Raw genomic sequence first — 20272 nt, 5'->3', positions numbered from 1 at the left:
CGCGTTCGGGCTCAGGGTTCGACGGACTCATGCGCAGCGAGGTCGGCCCATTGGTCTGTGTAGCTAACCTGAAGGGTTCGCATGGCATACGTCGTTCGACAGGAAGTCCCGTCGGTATCCGACTACATCGGCATTCGTCTTGCCGCCGGGTTGAGCAGAAAGTCGGAACAGGCTGCGACGATCGGGCTGAAGAATGGTCTTTTCAGCGTCGTTGCCTACTGCGACAGCGATCCGGTTGGCATTGGCCGCGTAATCGGCGACGGCGGCTGCTTCTTCGAGATCGTCGATATCGCGGTGTTGCCCGCTCACCAGAAGAAGGGCGTGGGCGACCTGATCATGCGGGCACTCATGGGCTACGTTCACGAGCACGCGCCGCCGACCGCCTACGTCAGCCTGATGGCGGATCACGGGACACCGAAGTTCTACGAGCGCTACGGTTTTCAATCGTCGGTGTTGCCTGAGAAGGCGGGGATGTTTCTGCGGATCACGTAACGTTGAGGCGTCGTATTCCCTGTCTCGGTGCGGCGGCCCGGTGTGCGCCGGTGCGCCTGCGCTAATTCACGCATACCGGCACCACCGGGTCGTTGCTGCCCGTATAGACGAATCCGTCTGAGATCCATTGATTCGAGTCGAGTCGATACCAGAGCCGCGTGGCGCCCCAGTTGCCATTCACGGAGTCGCCGTACTGGTGACAAGCGAGCTGCACGGTGCGCCCATTCTCGAGCGAACCGACGACCGGCGCCGACAATGAAGGCGCGCTGCGCAGATTCGCCGGGCCCGGTGCCTGTACACGCGCGCTGACGGGCGTGGACGGATCGCCGGAATCCGCGCTCCCGTAGTTGACCAGCCATGCCTGCGGGGAGACGCGCCGCTGGTTGCGAACCGCGTATCCGGAATACGGCGAAGGGCCCTCGAAGAATTGCCAGCCGCCGATCGTCATGCCATTGACGGACACGTCATTGCCATCCTTGCTCAATGAAAAGTGAACATGCGGCCCCGTCGTTTGTCCGCCGCACGGCAGGCCGTTTCCGACGCTGCCGAGATATTCCCCCTGACGGACACGCGTACCGCTGTTCAGCGACGTCAGCCGGACCATGTGGTAATAAGTCGTCGCATAGCCATTGTCGTGAACCACTTTCACGATGGCGCTGCCGTCGCGCTCGCAGCTCTTGTACAGATAGCCGTCACGCGCCGCCAGCACGCGGCCGTTGCCACCCGAGAAATCGAGGGAGTTATACGGCCTGCTTTGTCCGGACCAGCCGTGTGCACCGCCCGTCCAATACCACCCGTCATTCGGTTCCCACGGCAACGCAAGGCCCGGTTGCGGCAATGCAGCCGATCGCGGTGCAAGCGATGCGCGTCTCGACGCCAGGTTTTTCCGCTCGTCGGCCGCGAGCAGCGTGGATGGCGCCGCATCGAGCAATTCGCCAAACTTGCTGCTGCCCTCCACACCCGAGATCCATTGGCCATTCACGTAGCGCGCAATGAACAGCTTCGTGACGGGATCGCCGGATTCATCCTCGCGCAGGATTTGTGTCGCAGTGCCAAATAACCATCCGGAAACATCGTCGGTTTTTATTGCCTCGACCAGGCTGTCGTCCGACCGGGCCGGCAGCTTCAACGTCCCACCCGATCGGGATTCAAGCGCCTGCCCGATCGAGTGTTGCAACGACGTCTCGATTGGCGCCGCATGCGCGATTTCGGCAAGGTTGGCCGCAATCAGCAGGATTCCAATGGAGTATTGAATCGAATTCGAGGCGGAACGACTTGGTAAATTGCGCATTGTCAAATGAACCACGAAGAGGGTTTGTATGAAGTTCATGACGGCGCCAGCAAGCCTACATCATTCTCCAGTCATTGCAAGGAAAATGAAATATATCTGGATGCATTTTTAAATTGACTGCTTCAGGTGAAATTGTTGATGCGATAGTTTCAAAGTGATTTGACCACTCGGGAAACCGGAGTCGATTGATCTGGAATCGCCGTGCGGGGCGGTCTCAAAACGTCATCCAGGCGCAGCCTCGCGGCGAGCCGCGTCGTGACGCTGCCTGGATCGGAAAAGGATTCAATAAATGTCGAATTGGATTGGATCGTTTATGAAAAAGAAACGACCTGGATAGGGTCTTGTTAATATAAATTACATCGTCCTGACAAATATAACAGTTTGTTTTCAATCGAATCGATATTCAAATTGAGTCGCGACAAAATAAATCATTTCGATTGGTGAATTTTCAGGAGGGATGTGATGCATCGAATGCTGCTTGGCCGGCTGTTTGCCGGTGCGCTCGCGCTTGCGACGGCGATTCCTGCCCACGCGGAAAGCGCCACGGACGTTTCGCCCGTCTGCACGACGGTCCGGACCGAAACGAGCAAGAATGCGCTGTTGAGCCGGACCAGTTACTGCCAGAAAACCGAGCCGCTCGTCTATGTCGCGATAGACGGCCAGAACAATGAAATCGGCCGAGTGGCGATTGACGCCTATGCGTATTCCGACAATCCGTCGAACCAGCTCGCATGGCCGGTGACGTTCCGCTTCCGCACGCGGGTCCTGTCCGGCAATCCGCCCGGCCTGATGATCAAGCCGATCGTCGAATGCGGCTCCGATTGTACGGTTGCGCCCAATGCCGGCGTGCCGCTCGCCCTTGGCGGGCTGTCCAACGAGCTATCGGTGGTGATCACGCCCAACATGGGATCCGGTAATCCGCTCAGGTTCAGTCCGACGCTCGAGTACCGGGTGGCCAAATCGGGAGACTCGTTCGAGAACGGCGCAAGCATGAATCCCTACGCGGGCGCAGGCTATATTCCCAATATTCGATGCGACGTCGCGCTCGTCAAGAGCAACTCGCAAGGATGCATTTACGCGGACGCACCGGCCGTTCTGCGTACCATCGTCGCCACGAATCCCGACGTCGACGAATCCGCGATCCATATCCGCGAGGCGCAAGCTGCCGGCCGTCCCGGCAAGTTCGTACCGATGGGCGATGGCACGATCTTTCCGGATACCTTTGCGTCCAGGCCGCTGACACGCACCCGCGACGCAGCACTCCGGCGGGCCAATCGGGACACGTCCAAGCAGCAATGCGTCGCGAAATTCGGTTCGGTCACCGGCCAGTGCACGTTCACCGGCGACCCGGACGAAACGCCGTCCGATTGCGATTGCGACGAGTATCCGTTTGCCTCGACAGAGGAAGGCGCATCAAGGGATCCGGAAGTATCGGTCAAGCGTATCGATGCGAGTGATAATCGACGTGCGGGCGCTTTCCTCGGCAATTTCTATTTGAATCAGCGCGTGCTCGACCAGGAGCAGTTCTACGTCGATGTCGGTTCTCCGCAGTCTGCGGCAAGACGTTAAGCCACGGGCGACGATAACCGTACCTGTGCCGCGGTTCGCAGGCATCCTTCGAACCACGGCATGACAACACCCATCACCATGAACGATCACGAGAACTTCCCCTTCTGGCTCGACCAGCCCTACAAGCTCTGCCGACGGGTCGTGCCGGGCGCGATGCAATCCGAGACGATTCCGGTCGAGGATGCGCTGACGCGCGTGACGGCGGCGGACGTTTTCGCCCCCGAGAATGTTCCGCCGGTTCCGCTTGCTGCGGTCGAAGGCTATGCGATGCGCGCATCCGATACCGCGCATGCCGCGCAGGGTGCACCGGTCGAGCTCGAATTCCAGTTCAGCCGGCGCGCGCTTGCCTCGCCGGCCGGCAGTCCGGCGGCTCGCGCAATCGGCGCGCAGTGTGCGGTCGATGTCCCACCGTATTTCCCGCTGCCGGAAAATGCCGACGCCGTCGTCCCGAAAAGCGACCTCGAGGTTTCGTACCGTGGCGCTCGATCGTTTCTGCTGCTGCATGCGCCGCTATCCGCCGGCCAGCATGTGATCGCACCGGGCAGCGAATTTCGGCAAGGCAACCTGCTCTTGCCCAGGGGCAGCCGGATAACGGCCGAACGGCAGATCGCGCTGACGGCCGCAGGCGTACGCGACATCGAGGTGACGAAACGGCCGCGCATCGGCGTGGTGATCGTCGGGTATGAGCAGTGCGCAACCCGCACCGTTCGCGAGCGCTGGCAGCGGCCCGACACGAGCGGACCGTACATCCGGGGGGTACTGCAGCGCTGGGGATACGAGGTGGGTTCGGTCGAGTACATCGAGCCGCCGGACATGGCACGGCCGCCGCTTGAGGTGCAGCAGAACGAATACGCGTTCAAGAAGAAACTGGCCGAGCTCGCGCAGCGTTACGACCTGATCGTCGGTGCCGGGCTGCCTGCCGTGCCGCCCTTTCGGAATCTGGGGCTGAATATGCCGTTGGTGTACGCCTACGACGAAACGACTGTCGACATCAAGCAAACGCCAGCTGATCGCTTCAACTTCGGACGTAGCGACAATCGCTCGCCGCCGAAGAAAACCATGCTGACGCTCACGCGCCCGGACGGTACGCAAGGCGGGACGACGCTCCTGACCAGCTACGATCAGGCCACGCTGATCAACCTGCCGGGCCACACGAGCGCAGTGGCGATGCTGATGCACGCGATCATGCCGCGTGTGCTCGATTCACTCGAGCACGCGTCAACACCGGGGCCTCATTGGGAGTCCGGGATCGTCGACCACGGCGTCGAGCGCGATGCCCGACTGAACGCGATGCGATGGGGCAATCTGCATCGCGGCGTCGACGGAAACCTGGTCGTTCGCCTGTTGCCGTCCGATGCCTACGGGCTGATCGGCGGCGTCGTTCGTGCCGATGTGCTCGTCGCGATCCCCGCCGGGGAGTTTCCCTTGGCAGCAGGGTCGTCCGTGCTGTTCCTGCGTCTCGACCGCGACCTCGCCAGTGAACCGCCGCGCCCCGTGGCGGAGGCAGCCGTCGAGGCGGCCATACCGTCACCGGTGGTCGACGCCCGCGTGACGACCCGCGATACCGACGACGCGCGCAACATCGATCTTCGCGAAACATGGCGGCAGCTCGAAGCGGCCTTCGCCGCCGACGCGTCACGTCTGCCGGGTGGCCTCAACGGGCCGGCGTCCGACGACGAGATCGCAGCCTTGCAGACTGCGCTGGGAACGCAACTTCCTGACGCATTCGTCGACAGCCTGCGCATTCACGACGGCCAGGCCGATTCGGGGAATGAATTTTCCGGAAGTGATGCGCTGCTGAGCGCGCACGAGATCCTCGCGCAATGGCGTATCTGGAAAGGTCTCGTCGACGGAGGCGATTTCGACGGTATGGAATCGGAGCCGGATCCGGGCATCAGGGACGACTGGTACAACCTGAAGTGGATTCCGTTCACGCATGACGGCAGCGGCAATCATCTGTGTATCGACCTCGATCCCGCGGAAGACGGTTTCCCGGGGCAAGTGATTCGGGTCTGGCATGATGACGCGCGACGCGAGCGCATCGCCGGGAGCTTTTCGGCGTGGCTTGTCCGCGTCGCCGACGAGGGGCAATCAAGCTGAGCACCCGCCGGCGGTGATGACGGCGGGGTGTCGGCCGCTACATTGATGAGCATGCTCCAAGGGCAATGCCGGTGGACCCTTGGGCGAGCACTTGTCTGCGCAGGGCATACAGGCGTTTCGTGCGCTACCGGGGCAGGCAGTACAAGACGTCAGGACACCCTTCCTCGTTCCTGCTTCCGTCGCTGTATGCAATCGCCACGAACCCCTGCCGCTCGTAAAACGCAGCGGCATCGCGATTCATCTGGAACGTGTAGAGCTGGAGCTTGCCAACCGTCTGCGACTTCACCGATTCGAGGAGCGCAGAACCAATCCCTTGCCGCTTGAATTCGGGGTGCACATACAACTGGTCAAGCCATGCCACGCCATCAGCAACAACGTGTGCGGCCATGCCGACGATGCGGTTATCGTTCACGGCAACGGTGACGTTGCCCGACGGCACAAGCATGTTGGCAACCCAATCGCGGACGGCGGCTTCCGAATGCGCAAGCGGCGCATACGATGCCAGCGTGTTGCGCGACCGTAGATAGACTTCGGCTACTTCCGCGGCATCATCTGAAATCGCTCGACGCAAGATCAAGGGCATGTATCTCCCGCTCCGAAGTCTTCAAAAGGTGCACCACAATAGCAGCACGGAATCGAACTTCCAATATCGCGCAGCATGCTGTTGCAACCGGCGAAACCGGGAGTTCAGCGCGACATATCGAGTCCACGCAACAACGAATCGGCAGCGCGATCGCATCACCGATTCGCAGCTTCATTCCCGGATTCCAGAGGGCCAACATTCCCGTATCATCTGTCCGATTCGCCGGATCGCACGACCCGGCGATTCCGCACACAGGAAAGGACGAGCGATGAAGGTCGAAGGGCGCCGCGGCCACGGTAAAGCGAACGAGCGAAACGCGACGGCAGCCCCGAAGCGTGCCGGTAATGCACCCGTCACGAAGAGCACCGACCCGCGCGACTACCAGCATGCACCCGGCATCGCCGCCGTCATGCCGAAAGCCTTCCCCGACGGCTTCGTCGTCGCAGAGCACCGGCACTCCCGCGCACAACTCGTCTACACGACGACCGGCATCGCCGAAGTCGTCGCGTGCCAGTCGCTGTGGATGATCCCGCCGCATCGCGCACTGTGGATTCCGCCCGACCTGCCGCACGCGATGCGCGCCCACGGGCAACTCGAAATGCGTACCGCCTACGTCGACCCGAAAGCGTACCGATCGGCAACCCCGGATCAGCCAAGCCTGGTCAACGTGTCGCCGCTGCTGCGTGAATTGATCGCGCGCGCGTCGTCTTTCCCGGTCGAGATCCCTCCCGACGGCCGCGACGATCTCGTCATCCAGCTCATGCTCGCCGAAATCGAGTGGTCGCCCGAGCAACCGTTGCGGCTGCCGTCCGGCCAGGACCGGCGCCTTGCCCGCGTCTGCGACGCGATTCTGGCGAATCCGGCCGACCAGCGAACGCTGACGGAATGGGCCGATGAAGTCGGTGCGTCGAGCCGGACCCTGGCCCGGCTGTTCACGGCTGAAACCGGGCTGTCGTTCAGCCAGTGGCGCCAGCAGGCCCGGATTTCGGCCGCGCGCCCGCTGCTGGCATCGGGCCGCTCCGTGATCACCGTGGCGGCCGAACTCGGCTACGAAACCACGAGCGCCTTCTCGACCGTGTTTCGCCGGTTTGCCGGCATGACGCCCAGCGCTTACGCGAAACTGTCCGATTCCGCGTAGCAAACGTCTTTCCAGCAAACGCAGGGCGTGGCGCACACGCTTATCGTGTCGGTCATCGAATCACTCACCGAACGAGGTAAGCCGACATGACGCGACACGACATCGAATTCCAGTCCGAAGGTGCCACGCTGCGAGGCTGGTACTACGAGCCGGCGCAGCGTATCGCCGATACCGCGACGTATCCGGCCATCGTGATGGCGCACGGCTTCTCCGGCGTAAAGGAACAGTATCTGGACCGCTATGCCGAGGTATTCGCCGCCGGCGGCTTTGGCGTGCTGCTCTACGATCACCGGAATTTCGGCGCGAGCGACGGCTACCCGCGGCAGGAGATCGACCCCGTGCAACAGAGGCGCGGCTATCGCGATGCGATCAGCTATCTGCTCACGCGCCCGGACGTCGACGCCGAACGCATCGGCATCTGGGGCACCAGTTACAGCGGCGGCCACGTGCTCGAAGTCGCGGCGATCGACCGGCGCGTCAAATGCGTGGTGTCGCAGGTGCCGACGATCAGCGGGTATCAATCGGCGTTGCGTCGTACGCGTTCCGATCTGGTGCCGGCGGCGCTGGCTCGCTTCGATGAAGATCGCAGGCAGCGATTCGCGGGCGCCGCGCCGGCGATGTTGCCGGCTGTCAGCGCCGATCCCGCGACCGCCTGTGCGATGGCCGGTGCGGATGCATACCGGTTCTTCACCGAGTCGGCAGCGCAGTTCGCCCCGAACTGGAAAAACGAAGTGACGCTGCGCAGCGCCGAGCTGTCGCGCGAGAACGAGCCTGGCCAGTATGTCGATCGCATCTCGCCCACCCCGTTGCTGATGATCGTGGCCGACCAGGATCTGCTGACGCCCACCGACCTTTGCCTCAACGCGTGGGGAAGTGCGCTGGAGCCGAAGCGGCTGCTCATGATCAAGGGTGGGCACTTCACGCCGTATATCGAGCACTTCGAAGCAACCAGCCAGGCGGCAGTGGAATGGTTCACGCTGCATTTGCGCAGCACGCGTTGATCGGGCCCGTTGCGGCGTTGGTTGTCTCCGCGGCTTGCATGAAGGCCGGCGCTGCCGGTTCTGACGGCGACTGCATTTGCAAGGACCTTGTATCCCGCTCGTTGGCCCGACTGTGTCGGGCCTTTTTTGTTCGATCGCGAGCGGGTGTGCCGGCGACGGCCACCTGTGGCAACATCGCGGTGATTTCCACATTCCATCCGGGTGCCGGCAGACCCATCTATCCGAGGGGGAGTCATGTTTGACCATGTCAAATTCGGCGTGACCGACTTTGCAGCCAGCAAGGCGTTTTACCTGAGCGCGCTCGAGCCGCTTGGCGTCGTGGTGCAGGGCGAGGGCGAGCCGTCGTACGGCATCGAGATCTCTCCGCCGGGCAAGCCGTCGTTGTGCCTGTTCCAGACCTCGGAGAAACCGGCGCACCTTCACATCGCGTTCGTGGCCGACAACCGGCAGCAAGTCGACGCGTTCTATCGCGCGGCGCTGGCGGCCGGCGGGAAGGACCATGGCGCGCCGGGGCTGCGGCCGCACTATCACGCGAATTACTACGCGGCGTTCGTCATCGGGCCGGATGGACACAATATCGAGGTGGTTTGCCATCAGGCGGAGGGGTGAATCCCTTGCGAGCAGAATGGGGAGGCCAGGCCGCTTGCGACGTCGCGCGTCGATGAATCGTAGGTGACCGATGCATCCGAAACGATGAGCAAACTCACGCCCCGCACAAGCAACGGAGCTTTCCGGAATGAGCGACATCGCCATTGACATCCCTTTTCCCGTCATCGCGATGATCTACGGTGCCATCTACTGGCCCCTGACGCTGTGTGTCGGCGCCGTGGGCATGTATGTTGGCGTGACCCGTCTGCGCGGCGTCTGGCGCGTCGTGTGCGTCGTCATTGCGCTCTTGTTCATCGTTGACGCTGGCGCGGGGATCTATGAGTCCGTCAGGCAAGGTCTGAATACCTGACTCGCCGGTGTACGACACCCGGCGGACACGCGTTGCAGCGTGATGTCGACAAGCGGCGAATACGATACCAACACTGTCGGGGGCGGGAGGCGCAGGCTTCCTGAAAGAGACGATGCCAATCAGCAAATTGAAGGCAATGCCGGCGTTTCGCGTCGATGCGCCGCGGCAGATCCGTCACGCGATCGCGCTCTTCACGATTGTCTGGCTCATCGAGGTCGGATTCGCTGTCTGGCTCGTGATGATGGGTTTCGATCAGGCAGGCCAGGTATCCGCGGCGAAGGCCGTGCTCATGCGTCAAGGCATCTTGCTGGTCGCGATAGTCCAGGGCTCCTGGCTTTTTTTGAACGCCGGCCTGATCGTGGGCCTCTGCCAGCGGCAGAAGCTGGCGCGCATGCTGGAACTCGTGCTCACGATCATCACGACGCTGGCTTTTATCGTGGTGGGATTTCCTTTCAGGGTGAGTCTGATCGAAGTGGGCTTTTTTGCGAATGCGATCGCCACCGTGCTCATTTACACGGGCCCGTGTACGCGCTGGTTCCAGGCAGTGGCTTCTTCATAAACGCGTCGCACCTTTGCAAAAAGGCGGCTTTCGAGCCACGACATGAAGGCTCAACGGAGAAACGAGCGATGACCCCGAGAAGCATCCGCAGGGCAACGGCAGACGACGTACCGACGCTGACTCGAATCCGGAATGACGCGCACGCGAAGAAGCTCACATACGACGACCATGTGTGGGGCAAGGAAGGCGACGGATTCTCCGAGGCGTGGGTACGCAACAACGTGTCCCAAAAGGACGTGTATGTCGTCGAAGTGGACGGTGCGTTGGCCGGAAGTTTCTCGCTCGCCTTCGACGAGGACGCGCACTGGGGGCCGCAGGAACCGATCGCCGGCTATGTGCACGGGCTGTGCGTGCGGGAAGCTTTCAACGGGCAAGGGCTCGGCAGCTTCATGCTCGACTGGTGCGGGCGCAAGGTGAGCAGCCTGAACCGGCGTTTCGTTCGACTCGATTGCGCCGTGGAGAACGTGACGCTCTGCGCTTACTACGAGTCGCTGGGCTTCATTCGCGTCGGGTTGAAACCGGACGGGATCGTCTGGTCACTGTACGAGAGGGCGGCTGAGTAGCTCTCCGTCGTACCTGACGCCACGTCAAGCACGCTCATTCGACAGAACCGGCCGGATCATCGACAATTCGCGCCTGTCAAAACATGAGAGAAGGGGGCAGGTGCATGCGCGGGTTCCGTAAAACGCTTGGGGTGATCCTGGGCCTTTCCGTCGTTGGCGTTACGGGCGTTCAAGCCGCCTCCAACGAGCTGGCCTTCCCGCGTTTCACCCAGACGGAGGGCCGGACGGATAGCGACGGGCTCCCGCTGTCCGGCGCGAAACTCTGCGTGCTCCCTGATCGCGCGCCGTGTTTCCAGATGCCGCCTGCGCCGCTTCCCAATTCTCCGAAGGAGTTTTACCAGTTCGGACTGACGCCACGGTCCGAACGATTGCCGATTGCGTCGGGCGGTTCCTGGGTGTTCTTCTCGGGGATGTTCTCGGGCGGCGGCAGCGGGATGCTGGAGCGCGTGGCGATCCTGCGTTACGGCGCGAACGGCAGGATCGAGAACCTGATGCCGGAAGTCACCCAGACGGAGTCGGCCGACCGCGCGATGTGGAAGGTGCCGGACGTGTCGCCCTATCCGGTGTTCGTTCGGGCGGACTTCGTGTGGGCCGACAACGAGGATCATTTCGGCAAGCACTTCTTCGAAGTCGACGCGTGGGTGTTCGATCCCGCGACCAGCCTGTACAGGAAGCGGTTTTCGTACCGGACGACCAAACGCTATGACCGCGGCGAGGGCTCGGACCATGTGCTGAGCGCCGAGCGTGCGGAAATTCTGCGGCGCCTCGCGGCCAGCAAGTAGCCGCCTACCGCTGCGCGTCCCCGTAAGTCTCCCTGCAAACCTCGCGCAACGCGTCGACGAGCAGATCCCGCGCGGGCGAGCGCGAATCGGCGGCGCGGGTAAACAGCGCGATGGGCGGGAGCGTCCACACCAGCGAGTAAGGCACGATCGCCACGCCGGCGATCCGCACCAGTTCTTCCGCGATATCGGCGGGCACGATCGAGACGGCCTCGTCGCTCGACGCGATCATCTCGCCGATCAGCTTCGACGAATAACTTTCGACGATCGGGACGGGCGGCGCGATGCCGGCCGACAGGAACAGGTCGGTCACCTGTTCGCGCATCGGCGTGTGCGGCGCGCCGAGAATCCAGTCGAGCGCGTGCAGCTTGTGCCAGTCGAGCGCGGTGCGGGCCAGTTTCGCGGCAAGGCGCCGGCTCGCGATCATGCGCGGCTGCTGCTGGTACAGCACTTCGAACGAGACCTGGCCCAGGTCGATCGCCGACGAGGCCCGCCCGATCACGATGTCGACGCCGTGATCCCTGAGCTGCAGCAGCAACTGATCGCTGGTGCCTTCGTGAATCGTCACGGTCAGGCGCCTTTCCATGCGCGCTTGCAGCCGCTTGAGCGCCGCCGACAGCATGTGCCCGGAAATGAACGGGATCACGCCGATGTGCAGGTGGGCCCCATGCCCGGCGGCGACGGCCTCCATCTCGCGGGCGAGGTGGTCGAGATCCTTGATCATCGCTTTCGCCCGCTCGAGCACGACCGCGCCGAGCGCGGTGGGCCGCATGCCGCGCGACGAGCGCTCGAACAGTGGCGTGCCGAACATGCTCTCCAGCTCGGACAGCGCGTTCGTCACGGCGGGCTGGCTGCTGGCCATGTGCTCCGCGACGCGCGTCAGCGACCCGTGCTGCTGGATCTGCAGCAACAGCACCAGGTGCCGCATCTTCAAGCGGGCGCCCAGCCGCCTGACCACGTCGTTTGCGTCAAAAGTCATTGACTGGTCACGTATGCATCATGAAAAAGTGATGGGCCGATATTAAAACAGAATCATCACCTTATGGCGGATCCCTAGAATCACCTTCATGGATCGCGCCGGGACTGGCCTGGCGCCCGTGCCCGGATCGAAAACATGAAACAGACTGAGACACAGCAGCAGGCAGCGTTCGACTATCACGAATTTCCGACCCCGGGAAAGATCTCGGTCGTCGCCAGCAAGCCGCTCGTGACCCAGCGCGATCTCGCGCTGGCGTACACGCCCGGCGTGGCGGGCGTGTGCGAGGCCATCGCCGCCGATCCGCTGCAGGCGCACCGTTTCACGAGCCGCGGCAACCTGGTGGGCGTGATCACGAACGGCACGGCCGTGCTGGGCCTGGGCAACATCGGCCCGCTCGCGTCCAAGCCGGTCATGGAAGGCAAGGCCGTGCTGTTCAAGAAGTTCGCGGGGATCGACGTGTTCGACATCGAGATCAACGAAACCGATCCGGACAAGCTGGTCGACATCATCGCCGGTCTGGAGCCGACCTTCGGCGGCATCAACCTCGAGGACATCAAGGCGCCCGAGTGCTTCACGGTCGAGCAGAAGCTGCGCGATCGCATGAAAATTCCGGTTTTCCACGACGATCAGCACGGCACCGCCATCACCGTCTCCGCCGCGTTCATCAACGGGCTGAAGGTGGTTGGGAAGTCCATCAAGGAAGTGAAGGTCGTGACGTCGGGGGCCGGCGCCGCCGCGCTCGCGTGCCTCGACCTGCTGGTCGACCTCGGGCTGCCGGTCGAAAACGTCTGGGTGACCGACATCGAGGGCGTCGTCTATCGCGGCCGCACCACGCTGATGGACCCGGCGAAGTCGCGCTTCGCGCAGGAAACCGACGCGCGCAAGCTGGCCGACGTGATCGGCGGCGCGGACGTGTTCCTGGGCCTGTCGGTCGGCGGCATCCTGACCGCCGACATGCTGAAGGCAATGGCGCCGCGCCCGCTGATTCTCGCGCTGGCCAATCCCACGCCGGAAATCTTCCCGGAACTGGCGCATGCGACGCGTGACGACGTCGTCATCGCGACGGGCCGCTCGGACTACCCGAACCAGGTCAACAACGTTCTCTGCTTCCCGTACATCTTCCGCGGCGCGCTGGACGTGGGCGCGACGACGATCACCCGTGAAATGGAGATCGCCGCCGTTCACGCGATCGCCGGGCTGGCCGAGGAAGAGCAGAACGAAGTCGTCGCGGCGGCCTACGGTGCGTACGACGTGGCGTTCGGCGCGCAATACCTGATTCCGAAGCCGTTCGACCCGCGCCTGATCGTGCGGATCGCGCCGGCGGTGGCCAAGGCGGCGATGGAGGGCGGCGTGGCGAAGCGCCCGCTGACCGATCTCGATGCGTACGTCGAGCAACTGCAGCAATTCGTCTACCATTCCGGCGCGTTCATGAAGCCGCTGTTCGCGACGGCGCGCCGCCTGGTGCGCGACGGCGGCAAGGCGCGGATCGTCTTCACCGAAGGCGAGGACGAGCGCGTGCTGCGCGCGGTGCAGGTGATCGTCGACGAGAAGCTGGCGCGGCCGATCCTGGTCGGGCGCCCGGAAGTGCTGCTGGCGCGCATCGAGCGATTCGGCCTGCGGATCCGGCTCGGTCAGGATGTCGAAGTGACCAATCCGGAATATGACGAGCGCTTCCCGCAATACTGGACGAAGTACTGGGAGCTGCGCTGCCGGGACGGCATCTCGAAGGAGATGGCGCGGGTCGAGATGCGCCGCCGCCTGACGCTGATCGGCGCCATGATGGTGCGGCTCGGCGATGCGGACGGGATGATCTGCGGGACGGTGGGCGAGTATCACAACCACCTGCGGTTCGTCGACGAAGTGATCGGGAAGAAGCCGGGTGCGTCGACCTATGCGGCGATGAACATCCTGTTGCTCGACCAGCGGACGGTCGCGCTGGTGGATACGCACGTCAACGACAATCCCGACGCGGAGCAGATCGCGGAATTCACGATCGCCGCGGCGCGTCAGATGGAATGGCTGAACCTGACGCCGAAAGCGGCGTTGCTGTCGCGATCGAACTTCGGGTCGGGAAGCGCGGCGTCGGGCGTGAAGATGCGCCGGGCGCTGGAGATCGTCCGGGAGCAGGCGCCGGATATCGAGGCGGACGGCGAGATGCATGGCGACTGCGCGCTCGACGAGGGCTTGCGGTCGAAGCTGCTGCCGATGTCGCCGCTGAAGGGCGCCGCCAACCTGCTGGTTTGCCCGAACGTGGATGCGGGGAATATCGCGTACAACCTGCTGAAGACCGAAGCGGGCAGCAATGTGGCGGTGGGGCCGTTCCTGCTGGGCGTCAACGCGCCGGTGAACATCCTGACGTCGAGCGCGACGGTGCGCCGGATCGTGAACATGGCGGCGTTGACGGTGATCGAGGCGAATCGCAACGCGTCTGCTTGAGCAGGCAATGGAAGCGGGGCGGTGGTGGCCCCGCGACGCGCCGTGTAGCGGAATCCGGGTGGTAGCGGGTTCCGCTATCCGGTTGCCCGGTGAACGAGTGTCGCGGGTGTCGGTAGCGGTTGGCGGCGGGCACCTTCGGGCGTCGGCAATCCGGACGTCGGCAATCGTTTGCACGCAGACCCGGACGTCGGTTTTACCCTGACGCGCACCCGCCCCATCCCGGCACCGAAGTTGCAGTGCATTTAATAAGTATCACGTAACAACTTCGTCGGCGCGACACCCTGCCGCATCCCCTTTTGATACCGATCCTAACGATCTTTTTAGGGCTCGCCATTTCCTATATCGTCCGATAATTACCTTTTATTTTCGTCTAAAATCGCGCTTCTTCTTACTTTATGACGGGAAACGTTTTGATTAAACTGACGAAAAATATCTCGCGCACGGCCATCGCCGCCTGCGTCGCTTATGCCGGGCTCCTGCCTTTATCCCGGCCCGCTGAAGCCCAGGTCGAACCTCTGAAGAATCCCGTCTACGGCGTGACTCTCGACGACCTGACCAAGCTGGACGCGATCGTCGCGTCGCTGCAGAACCTGCCGTACAAGCCCACCGTGCGTGTCGTGTTCGATCCGGGTACGTCGGCCGCCGACTACTACGCACCGCTGCTGCGCCTGCACGCCGTCGCGTACGTGATGGGCGAAGTCTACGATTCTTACTATTTCCCGACAGATCTGGCCACGTATCAGGCGCGCACGCAGGAACTGGTGTCGCAGCTGAAGAACACCGTCGACGTCTGGGAGATCGCGAACGAAATCAACGGCGAATGGCTGCGTAACAACCCGAACGGCACGAATGCCGTGGTCAACTCGCAAGAGCAGCAGATCGGCCAGATGGTTGCCGCGGCCAACCAGATCGTCAAATCGAACGGCGGCAAGACGGCCATCACGCTGTACTACAACGACGACAGCAAGGGCACCAACTGCTGGGAGAAGCCGCAGGATTACTGGAAGACGTGGCCGACCACCTTCCTGTCGTCGACGGTCCGCCAGCAAGCCGACTACGCACTGTTCAGCTACTACCCGTATCAGGATTGCCCGGGGCTGAATCCGTCGTGGAAGAACGATTTCGCGGCGCTGGAAAGCATCTTCCCGAACGCGAAGGTCGGCTTCGGTGAAATCGGCACCTCGGATACCGCCGCGCCGGCGTCGGTGCAGCAGAACCTGATCAAGACGTACTACCCGATGGTCAACAGCATGACCGATCCGCGTTTCATCGGCGGATTCTTCTGGTGGAACTACGTCGAGCAAATGCTCCCGTATTCGACGAGCTCGTACTTCCAGTTGTTGCGTCAAACGATCCTTCCGCTCAAGTCGCCCAACTAAGCGAAAAGCGTCGTTCAAGATCAAGCGTCAGCGTCGATGGCTAGAACCACAATGTCGCGCGTACCACGAGACCACGTGCGCGTGCCGCTGACGTCAACCCGAACCGGTATTGCACCGTGACATCCAGATAGCTTGCCGGCGCGCTATATCGGCCTTCGCGAAACCAGTACCGAAACTGGATACCGGGCCCGGCACCGATCGCCGTCTTGTCCGGCTGCCGATTGTCGTGATCGCCGGCCACCGCGACGTGCGGGTAGATGGTCAGCCGATCGCTGATCATCGGCAAACGCCAGGTGTGCCCGTAACGCAACTCCGAATAAATGATGTATCGCCCCGCGCTGATGAAGTAGGCGCCTTCAACGTACGCCTGCCAGCTGCGCCAGCTCGGCTCGGTGACCCTCAGGTCGGTCCCGCCTTCCGACGAATAACCCACGCGCATCAGCCAGTCGGTCATCGACAGGCTGCCGACGTGGAACAGCCGCTCGGCGGTCAGCACGACGTTCTGGTCGGGCAGCGGTTTGTAGCGCGCGCCCACTGAACCCTGCACGGTCGGCAGACCGGTCGTGTTGCCCGATCCATCGTAGGCCGTGCCGTATCCGCGTACGAAGAACTGGAAGATGCGGCCGTTCTGATAGCCGATCTTCGGCGGCTGCCAATACACTTCCACACCCGGCTGCAACACGCTGATGGTGCCTTGTGGACCGAACGCGGCCGACTGGTACGGCGCGCTCAGCACGAACCCCCAGCTGCGCTGAAGCTGCTCGACCTCGCGCCGATAGCCGAACTTGTGCTGCGCATCGAAGGTGTGTTCGTTTTCATCGGCGTCGAGGCTGTGCTCGAACAGATCGATGGACTCCTGGTTCAGCCCGATCCGCTTGGCGGCGTAGCCCGCGTCCGCGTAGTTCATCGCATTGCCGGCGCCGCCGGAAAATCCCTGCTGAAATGCATCGAGCGCCTCACGATCCTTGTGGTCGCGCAGGAGGTCATAGGCCTCCTGCAACTTCTGTTGCGCGGTATTGTCGACCGGCGGCTCGGCGGCTTGATTTTCCTGCCGCGCCTGCGCCGCGATCGACGCGGCCATGTTGCGCTCGCCGTCGGTCGTCGCGTCGCTGGCCGCCAGGTCGGCCATGCGGATGGCGGTGTCGCGGTCGCCGGCCTGCAGGCTCATCTGCGCGATGCGCACCTGGATCACGGCCGATTTTTCATCGGCCAGCGGCGCCAGCGCGATGCCGGCTTCATGCGGAAGCTTCGCCGCGAGCGCACTGTCCGACCAGGCGAGGCGCAGGTTGCGCTGCTGTTCCTTGCTCCAGTTCCCGGTCGCAACGGCGGCCGCGAAATCGCTGCAGGCAACGTCGTAGCGCATCTGACGCTGCGCCAGGTAGCCGTGCTGCGCGCGTACCGCCGCACTCTTCGGAAAACGAACGATCAGCGATTCCACCATCGAGTCCGCTTCGTCGACCTTGCCTTCCCGTCTGTATACGTCGACGAGCAGCAACCCGAGCTGTTCGCTTCCCGGCTGAATCTTGATGGCGCGCGCCGCATACACTTCCGCGAGGGGCAGGTCACCGGCATTGATTGCCTTGTAGGCGCTGTCGGCGAGCTTGTAGGCCTTGGGCGTCAGTTGCTGCGCGGCGGATACCGGTGCCTGCCAGGCCAGCGACACGGCGATCGCCAGTGCGCTCAACCCTGCGCAGCGCCTGAGGCCGGCCGCGATCGGGAGTTTCGAATGCTTCATGCCTGTTCTCCCGATGGTTTTTGCACGGGAGCGCCCTGCTGCGCTGCCGGGTCGCCATCGCGTATGCGAGCGAGTTCGACGAAGCGCGAGTGCCGGGAGAGTTCGGCGGCAATCTCCGCATCGCACGCGATGAAGTAGGCCACGTTCGATCGGGCTCCCCGCCGTACGACATCCTGTTCGTCCTGCGTGAGCGGCCGCCCGACGGCTACGTTCAACGTGCCGTCGTCCGCGGTCGAGAACGGGACGGCGCGGTACGCGTACTGCAGCTCGAATGCCAGCGAATCCGCAAAGTGGCCCACCGCGACGTTACCGAGGCTCACGCGGGGCAGCTCGGCCTGCTCGGCGATCGCATCCGCCAGCGATTCGGCGGATATCGCGCAGCCTTCGACCAGCAGTTCCCCGAGCCGCTTCCCGCAGGTCACCTGCTTCTCCAGGCTCGCCTGCAATTGCTCCAGCGTCACCACGCCCCAGCCGACCAGGATCTCGCCGACTTTCAGGCGCACCTTCCCGAGCGCTTCGTTCGACAGGTAGGTGTGACTGGTCTTGTCCCACGCGATGGGCTTGCCGGTCACCAGATGGCGGATATAGATGCGCCACGCGCGGCAAACCGCGTAGAAATTGATCAGGTTGTTGACGAACATCCGCGGAATCGAGAGCAGCCCCTGGGTCGGGCCGTTCAGCTTGCTCACGAAATGGAAACGCTGCCCGGCGCGTGCGAACAGCATCGCGGTGTTGATCCACAGCAGCGGTGCGACCCAGTGGCTCGCCATGACGATCGACGCGCCATTCGGGATGACATGGCCGGCTCTCTGAAGCGCGCCGAGCAACAGGAAGTTGACCAGCACGGCATAGGCAACGACCGAGAACAGCGAGGTCACGATGCCCTTGCGATCGTGGAAGAACATGTAGCGGGTGAGCAGGTTGCCTTTCCAGCCGAGCTGCTCCCAGCCCTGAAAGGCAATGCCGAGGATCCAGCGCGTGCGCTGACGGTACGCGGTGCGAAATGTCTTCGGAAAGTACTCGCGCGTGGCCAGCAGGTTTCGATTGACGTCGCCACCCGGTGCGCGCTTTTCCGCTGCATCACGCGTGATCCCCGTCAGCGGAATGCACGCAAAGGTTTCCTTCATCCCGAGGTCTCTCAGCCGGAAGCTGAAGTCGTAATCCTCGGTCAGCGAACTGGTGTTGAACGGCGAGCCATTGCGCTCCTTCATCGCCGCTTCGATCGAGCGCCTGCTGTAGCACGACGCCACGCCCGCGCCCGGGACGATGCCGGTCAGCCGGGCACGCACCGGTACGTCCTTCTGGTGCGTTTCGCTGAAATCGTCCAGATAGCAGCCGGCGACGAACTCGTTCCATTTCCGCGGCAACGACAGCACGGGAAGCTGGACCAGGTCGCTGTCCGCCACCGCGTGGTTGAGGTACTTGAGTTCGACCGGATGAATGACGTCCTCGCAGTCGTGCATCACGACGCCCGCGAACTGAATGTGATGAACCGATTCGTAGCGCAGGATCGCTTCGATGATCCAGTTCAGGCAATCCGCCTTGCAGGTGGGCCCGTCGTTCATCACGGTCGCGCGCGTGACCCTGCCCGGATACCGGCGGACCATCCGTTCGACCTCGGCCGTGGTTTCGGCATCGTTGTGATAGGTGCCGACGAATATCACGTATCGCTCGTACTCGAGCGTCGCCAACGTGTTTTCGATCATCTTGGCGATCACGTCATATTCTTTCCATGCCGGAACCATCAGCGCCAGATGTCGCTCCTCCAGCGCGCGCAGCATGCCGATATCGACCGTTTGCGATTTTTCCCGGCGCAGGATGCGACGGATTTCAAAGGACCAGTAACAGGCATCCAGCGTGAGATCATCCAGGGTGCTCACCAGGATGACGATTGCGGTGACAATGGCGACAAGGTTAAGTGCATATAAATATGCACTCCAAATCATGTTATCCATCATTTTTTTCCGCGCTGTTATGTTTTGTATTGGTTGATTCGCCCTCGTATCGACGCAAGACGAAACTTTTCGCCGTCCTCGTCGCCCCCGTCACGTCCACTTCGAGGCTTGCGCCACGCGATTTTCCCGCCGCCCGGGCAAGCCCTGCCGGCACGGGGGCTTTCCCGATGTGGGCACGTCACATCGCGAGCGATGCAGCGTGTTCAGTGGATGACGTTTTTGACCGCCCGTATCCTGCTTGCCTGCCTCCGTCCCTGCATGCTTCGACGCTTGCAGCCGCTCTCCACCCGGCGCATCCGCAGTGCCCCCGCGCACCGACTCCGCAACCTGCTGCTCATGTAGCAAGTCGTGCGCCATCGCTGCGTGACCCTTGCGGTTGGGGGCGTCGCGGGGCACCGCACAGGATCGGACCGACGAATCCGAGCCAAATGTTTCAGTGCTGAAACACGCGGTCGATCGACCCGATGACACATCGTTTTCCGACCCTCGGCACCTGCCCGGCCGGCGCTCGCCGCAATTCGTCACGCGATGCCGGTGGCGATTGCCCGGAGGAATGGGCGCCGAACCGAAAATCGAGCGCGCCAGTCGTCGTTGCGCATGCGAGCGTGCCATCCACGACGATCGTCGTATCGCGATCCGCGAAGCGTGGGGCACGACAGGTTTCACGTGGGGCGCATGAACGGGTTTCGCGTGTTTGTCCGATCAAACTCGCGACACCGCCGCGTTGCACGCCTGAAACGTTTTATCGACGCATT

Annotated in this window: 17 protein-coding genes; 12 read left to right on the top strand and 5 right to left on the bottom strand. The window is 62.8% G+C overall.

Going from position 1 to position 20272, the window contains the following annotated elements:
* Nucleotides 1-81 precede the first annotated feature (81 nt).
* Entirely contained in the window at nt 82-492 is a 411-nt protein-coding gene (locus C5O79_RS21660; protein ID WP_046549206.1) for a GNAT family N-acetyltransferase, read from the top strand.
* A gap of 61 nt (nt 493-553) precedes the next feature.
* Here the strand turns inward: C5O79_RS21660 and C5O79_RS21655 are convergent, their stop codons facing one another.
* Nucleotides 554-1783, bottom strand: coding sequence for a peptidoglycan DD-metalloendopeptidase family protein (locus C5O79_RS21655; RefSeq protein ID WP_047851853.1), 1230 nt, complete (start codon nt 1781-1783; stop codon nt 554-556).
* Nucleotides 1784-2245: 462 nt separating this feature from the next.
* Between C5O79_RS21655 and C5O79_RS21650 the strand changes: the two genes are divergently transcribed.
* Complete coding sequence (locus C5O79_RS21650; protein WP_240687916.1) at nt 2246-3352, top strand: NucA/NucB deoxyribonuclease domain-containing protein; 1107 nt, start codon at nt 2246-2248, stop codon at nt 3350-3352.
* Between the two features lie 60 nt (nt 3353-3412).
* The gene (locus C5O79_RS21645; protein WP_236862367.1) at nt 3413-5452 is read left to right on the top strand and encodes an SMI1/KNR4 family protein; all 2040 of its coding nucleotides are present in this window, start codon (nt 3413-3415) and stop codon (nt 5450-5452) included.
* Between the two features lie 124 nt (nt 5453-5576).
* Here C5O79_RS21645 and C5O79_RS21640 read toward each other — a convergent pair whose 3' ends face one another.
* Nucleotides 5577-6035 carry a GNAT family N-acetyltransferase gene (locus C5O79_RS21640; RefSeq protein ID WP_047851852.1) on the bottom strand — a complete coding sequence of 153 codons (459 nt, stop codon included), beginning with the start codon at nt 6033-6035 and terminating at the stop codon, nt 5577-5579.
* Here C5O79_RS21640 and C5O79_RS21635 point away from each other — a divergent pair.
* The 7 genes from C5O79_RS21635 to C5O79_RS21605 all read left to right on the top strand — a co-directional run bounded on the left by C5O79_RS21635 (nt 6034) and on the right by C5O79_RS21605 (nt 11036).
* Nucleotides 6034-7173 carry a helix-turn-helix transcriptional regulator gene (locus C5O79_RS21635; RefSeq protein WP_236862368.1) on the top strand — a complete coding sequence of 380 codons (1140 nt, stop codon included), beginning with the start codon at nt 6034-6036 and terminating at the stop codon, nt 7171-7173. The two genes, C5O79_RS21640 and C5O79_RS21635, sit on opposite strands and share 2 nt — an antisense overlap.
* Nucleotides 7174-7259: 86 nt before the next feature.
* Entirely contained in the window at nt 7260-8174 is a 915-nt protein-coding gene (locus C5O79_RS21630; RefSeq protein ID WP_122474853.1) for an alpha/beta hydrolase, read from the top strand.
* A gap of 234 nt (nt 8175-8408) precedes the next feature.
* The gene (locus tag C5O79_RS21625) at nt 8409-8783 is read left to right on the top strand and encodes a VOC family protein (RefSeq protein ID WP_046549210.1); all 375 of its coding nucleotides are present in this window, start codon (nt 8409-8411) and stop codon (nt 8781-8783) included.
* 127 nt (nt 8784-8910) lie between these two features.
* On the top strand, nt 8911-9132 hold the full coding sequence (locus C5O79_RS21620; RefSeq protein WP_046549211.1) for a hypothetical protein: 222 nt from the start codon (nt 8911-8913) through the stop codon (nt 9130-9132).
* Between the two features lie 112 nt (nt 9133-9244).
* Nucleotides 9245-9691 (top strand): hypothetical protein, encoded by a 447-nt coding sequence (locus C5O79_RS21615; RefSeq protein WP_124493497.1) that lies wholly within the window; start codon nt 9245-9247, stop codon nt 9689-9691.
* 68 nt (nt 9692-9759) lie between these two features.
* Complete coding sequence (locus tag C5O79_RS21610) at nt 9760-10254, top strand: GNAT family N-acetyltransferase (protein ID WP_122474855.1); 495 nt, start codon at nt 9760-9762, stop codon at nt 10252-10254.
* A gap of 104 nt (nt 10255-10358) precedes the next feature.
* Nucleotides 10359-11036 (top strand): hypothetical protein, encoded by a 678-nt coding sequence (locus C5O79_RS21605; protein WP_122474857.1) that lies wholly within the window; start codon nt 10359-10361, stop codon nt 11034-11036.
* Between the two features lie 4 nt (nt 11037-11040).
* Here the strand turns inward: C5O79_RS21605 and C5O79_RS21600 are convergent, their stop codons facing one another.
* Complete coding sequence (locus C5O79_RS21600; protein ID WP_047851847.1) at nt 11041-12012, bottom strand: LysR substrate-binding domain-containing protein; 972 nt, start codon at nt 12010-12012, stop codon at nt 11041-11043.
* Nucleotides 12013-12147: 135 nt separating this feature from the next.
* Between C5O79_RS21600 and C5O79_RS21595 the strand changes: the two genes are divergently transcribed.
* Together C5O79_RS21595 and C5O79_RS21590 are read left to right on the top strand one after the other, a co-directional pair.
* Entirely contained in the window at nt 12148-14448 is a 2301-nt protein-coding gene (locus C5O79_RS21595; RefSeq protein ID WP_122474859.1) for an NADP-dependent malic enzyme, read from the top strand.
* Nucleotides 14449-14843: 395 nt separating this feature from the next.
* Nucleotides 14844-15827, top strand: coding sequence for a hypothetical protein (locus C5O79_RS21590; RefSeq protein WP_047851845.1), 984 nt, complete (start codon nt 14844-14846; stop codon nt 15825-15827).
* 40 nt (nt 15828-15867) lie between these two features.
* On the opposite strand, the gene C5O79_RS21585 is transcribed toward C5O79_RS21590, so the two are convergent.
* Together C5O79_RS21585 and C5O79_RS21580 are read right to left on the bottom strand one after the other, a co-directional pair.
* Entirely contained in the window at nt 15868-17562 is a 1695-nt protein-coding gene (locus tag C5O79_RS21585; protein WP_122474861.1) for a bacteriophage N4 adsorption protein A, read from the bottom strand.
* Nucleotides 17559-19517 (bottom strand): glycosyl transferase family protein, encoded by a 1959-nt coding sequence (locus C5O79_RS21580; protein ID WP_046549219.1) that lies wholly within the window; start codon nt 19515-19517, stop codon nt 17559-17561. The genes C5O79_RS21585 and C5O79_RS21580 overlap by 4 nt, the downstream gene beginning before the upstream one ends.
* Nucleotides 19518-20272 lie beyond the last annotated feature (755 nt).

Origin of the sequence: Burkholderia sp. SRS-25 (genome assembly GCF_004343765.1) — a bacterium.
GTDB lineage: Bacteria > Pseudomonadota > Gammaproteobacteria > Burkholderiales > Burkholderiaceae > Burkholderia > Burkholderia contaminans.
The sequence above is the reverse complement of the archived record's forward strand: the minus strand, read 5'-3'. Positions and strand labels throughout refer to the sequence as shown.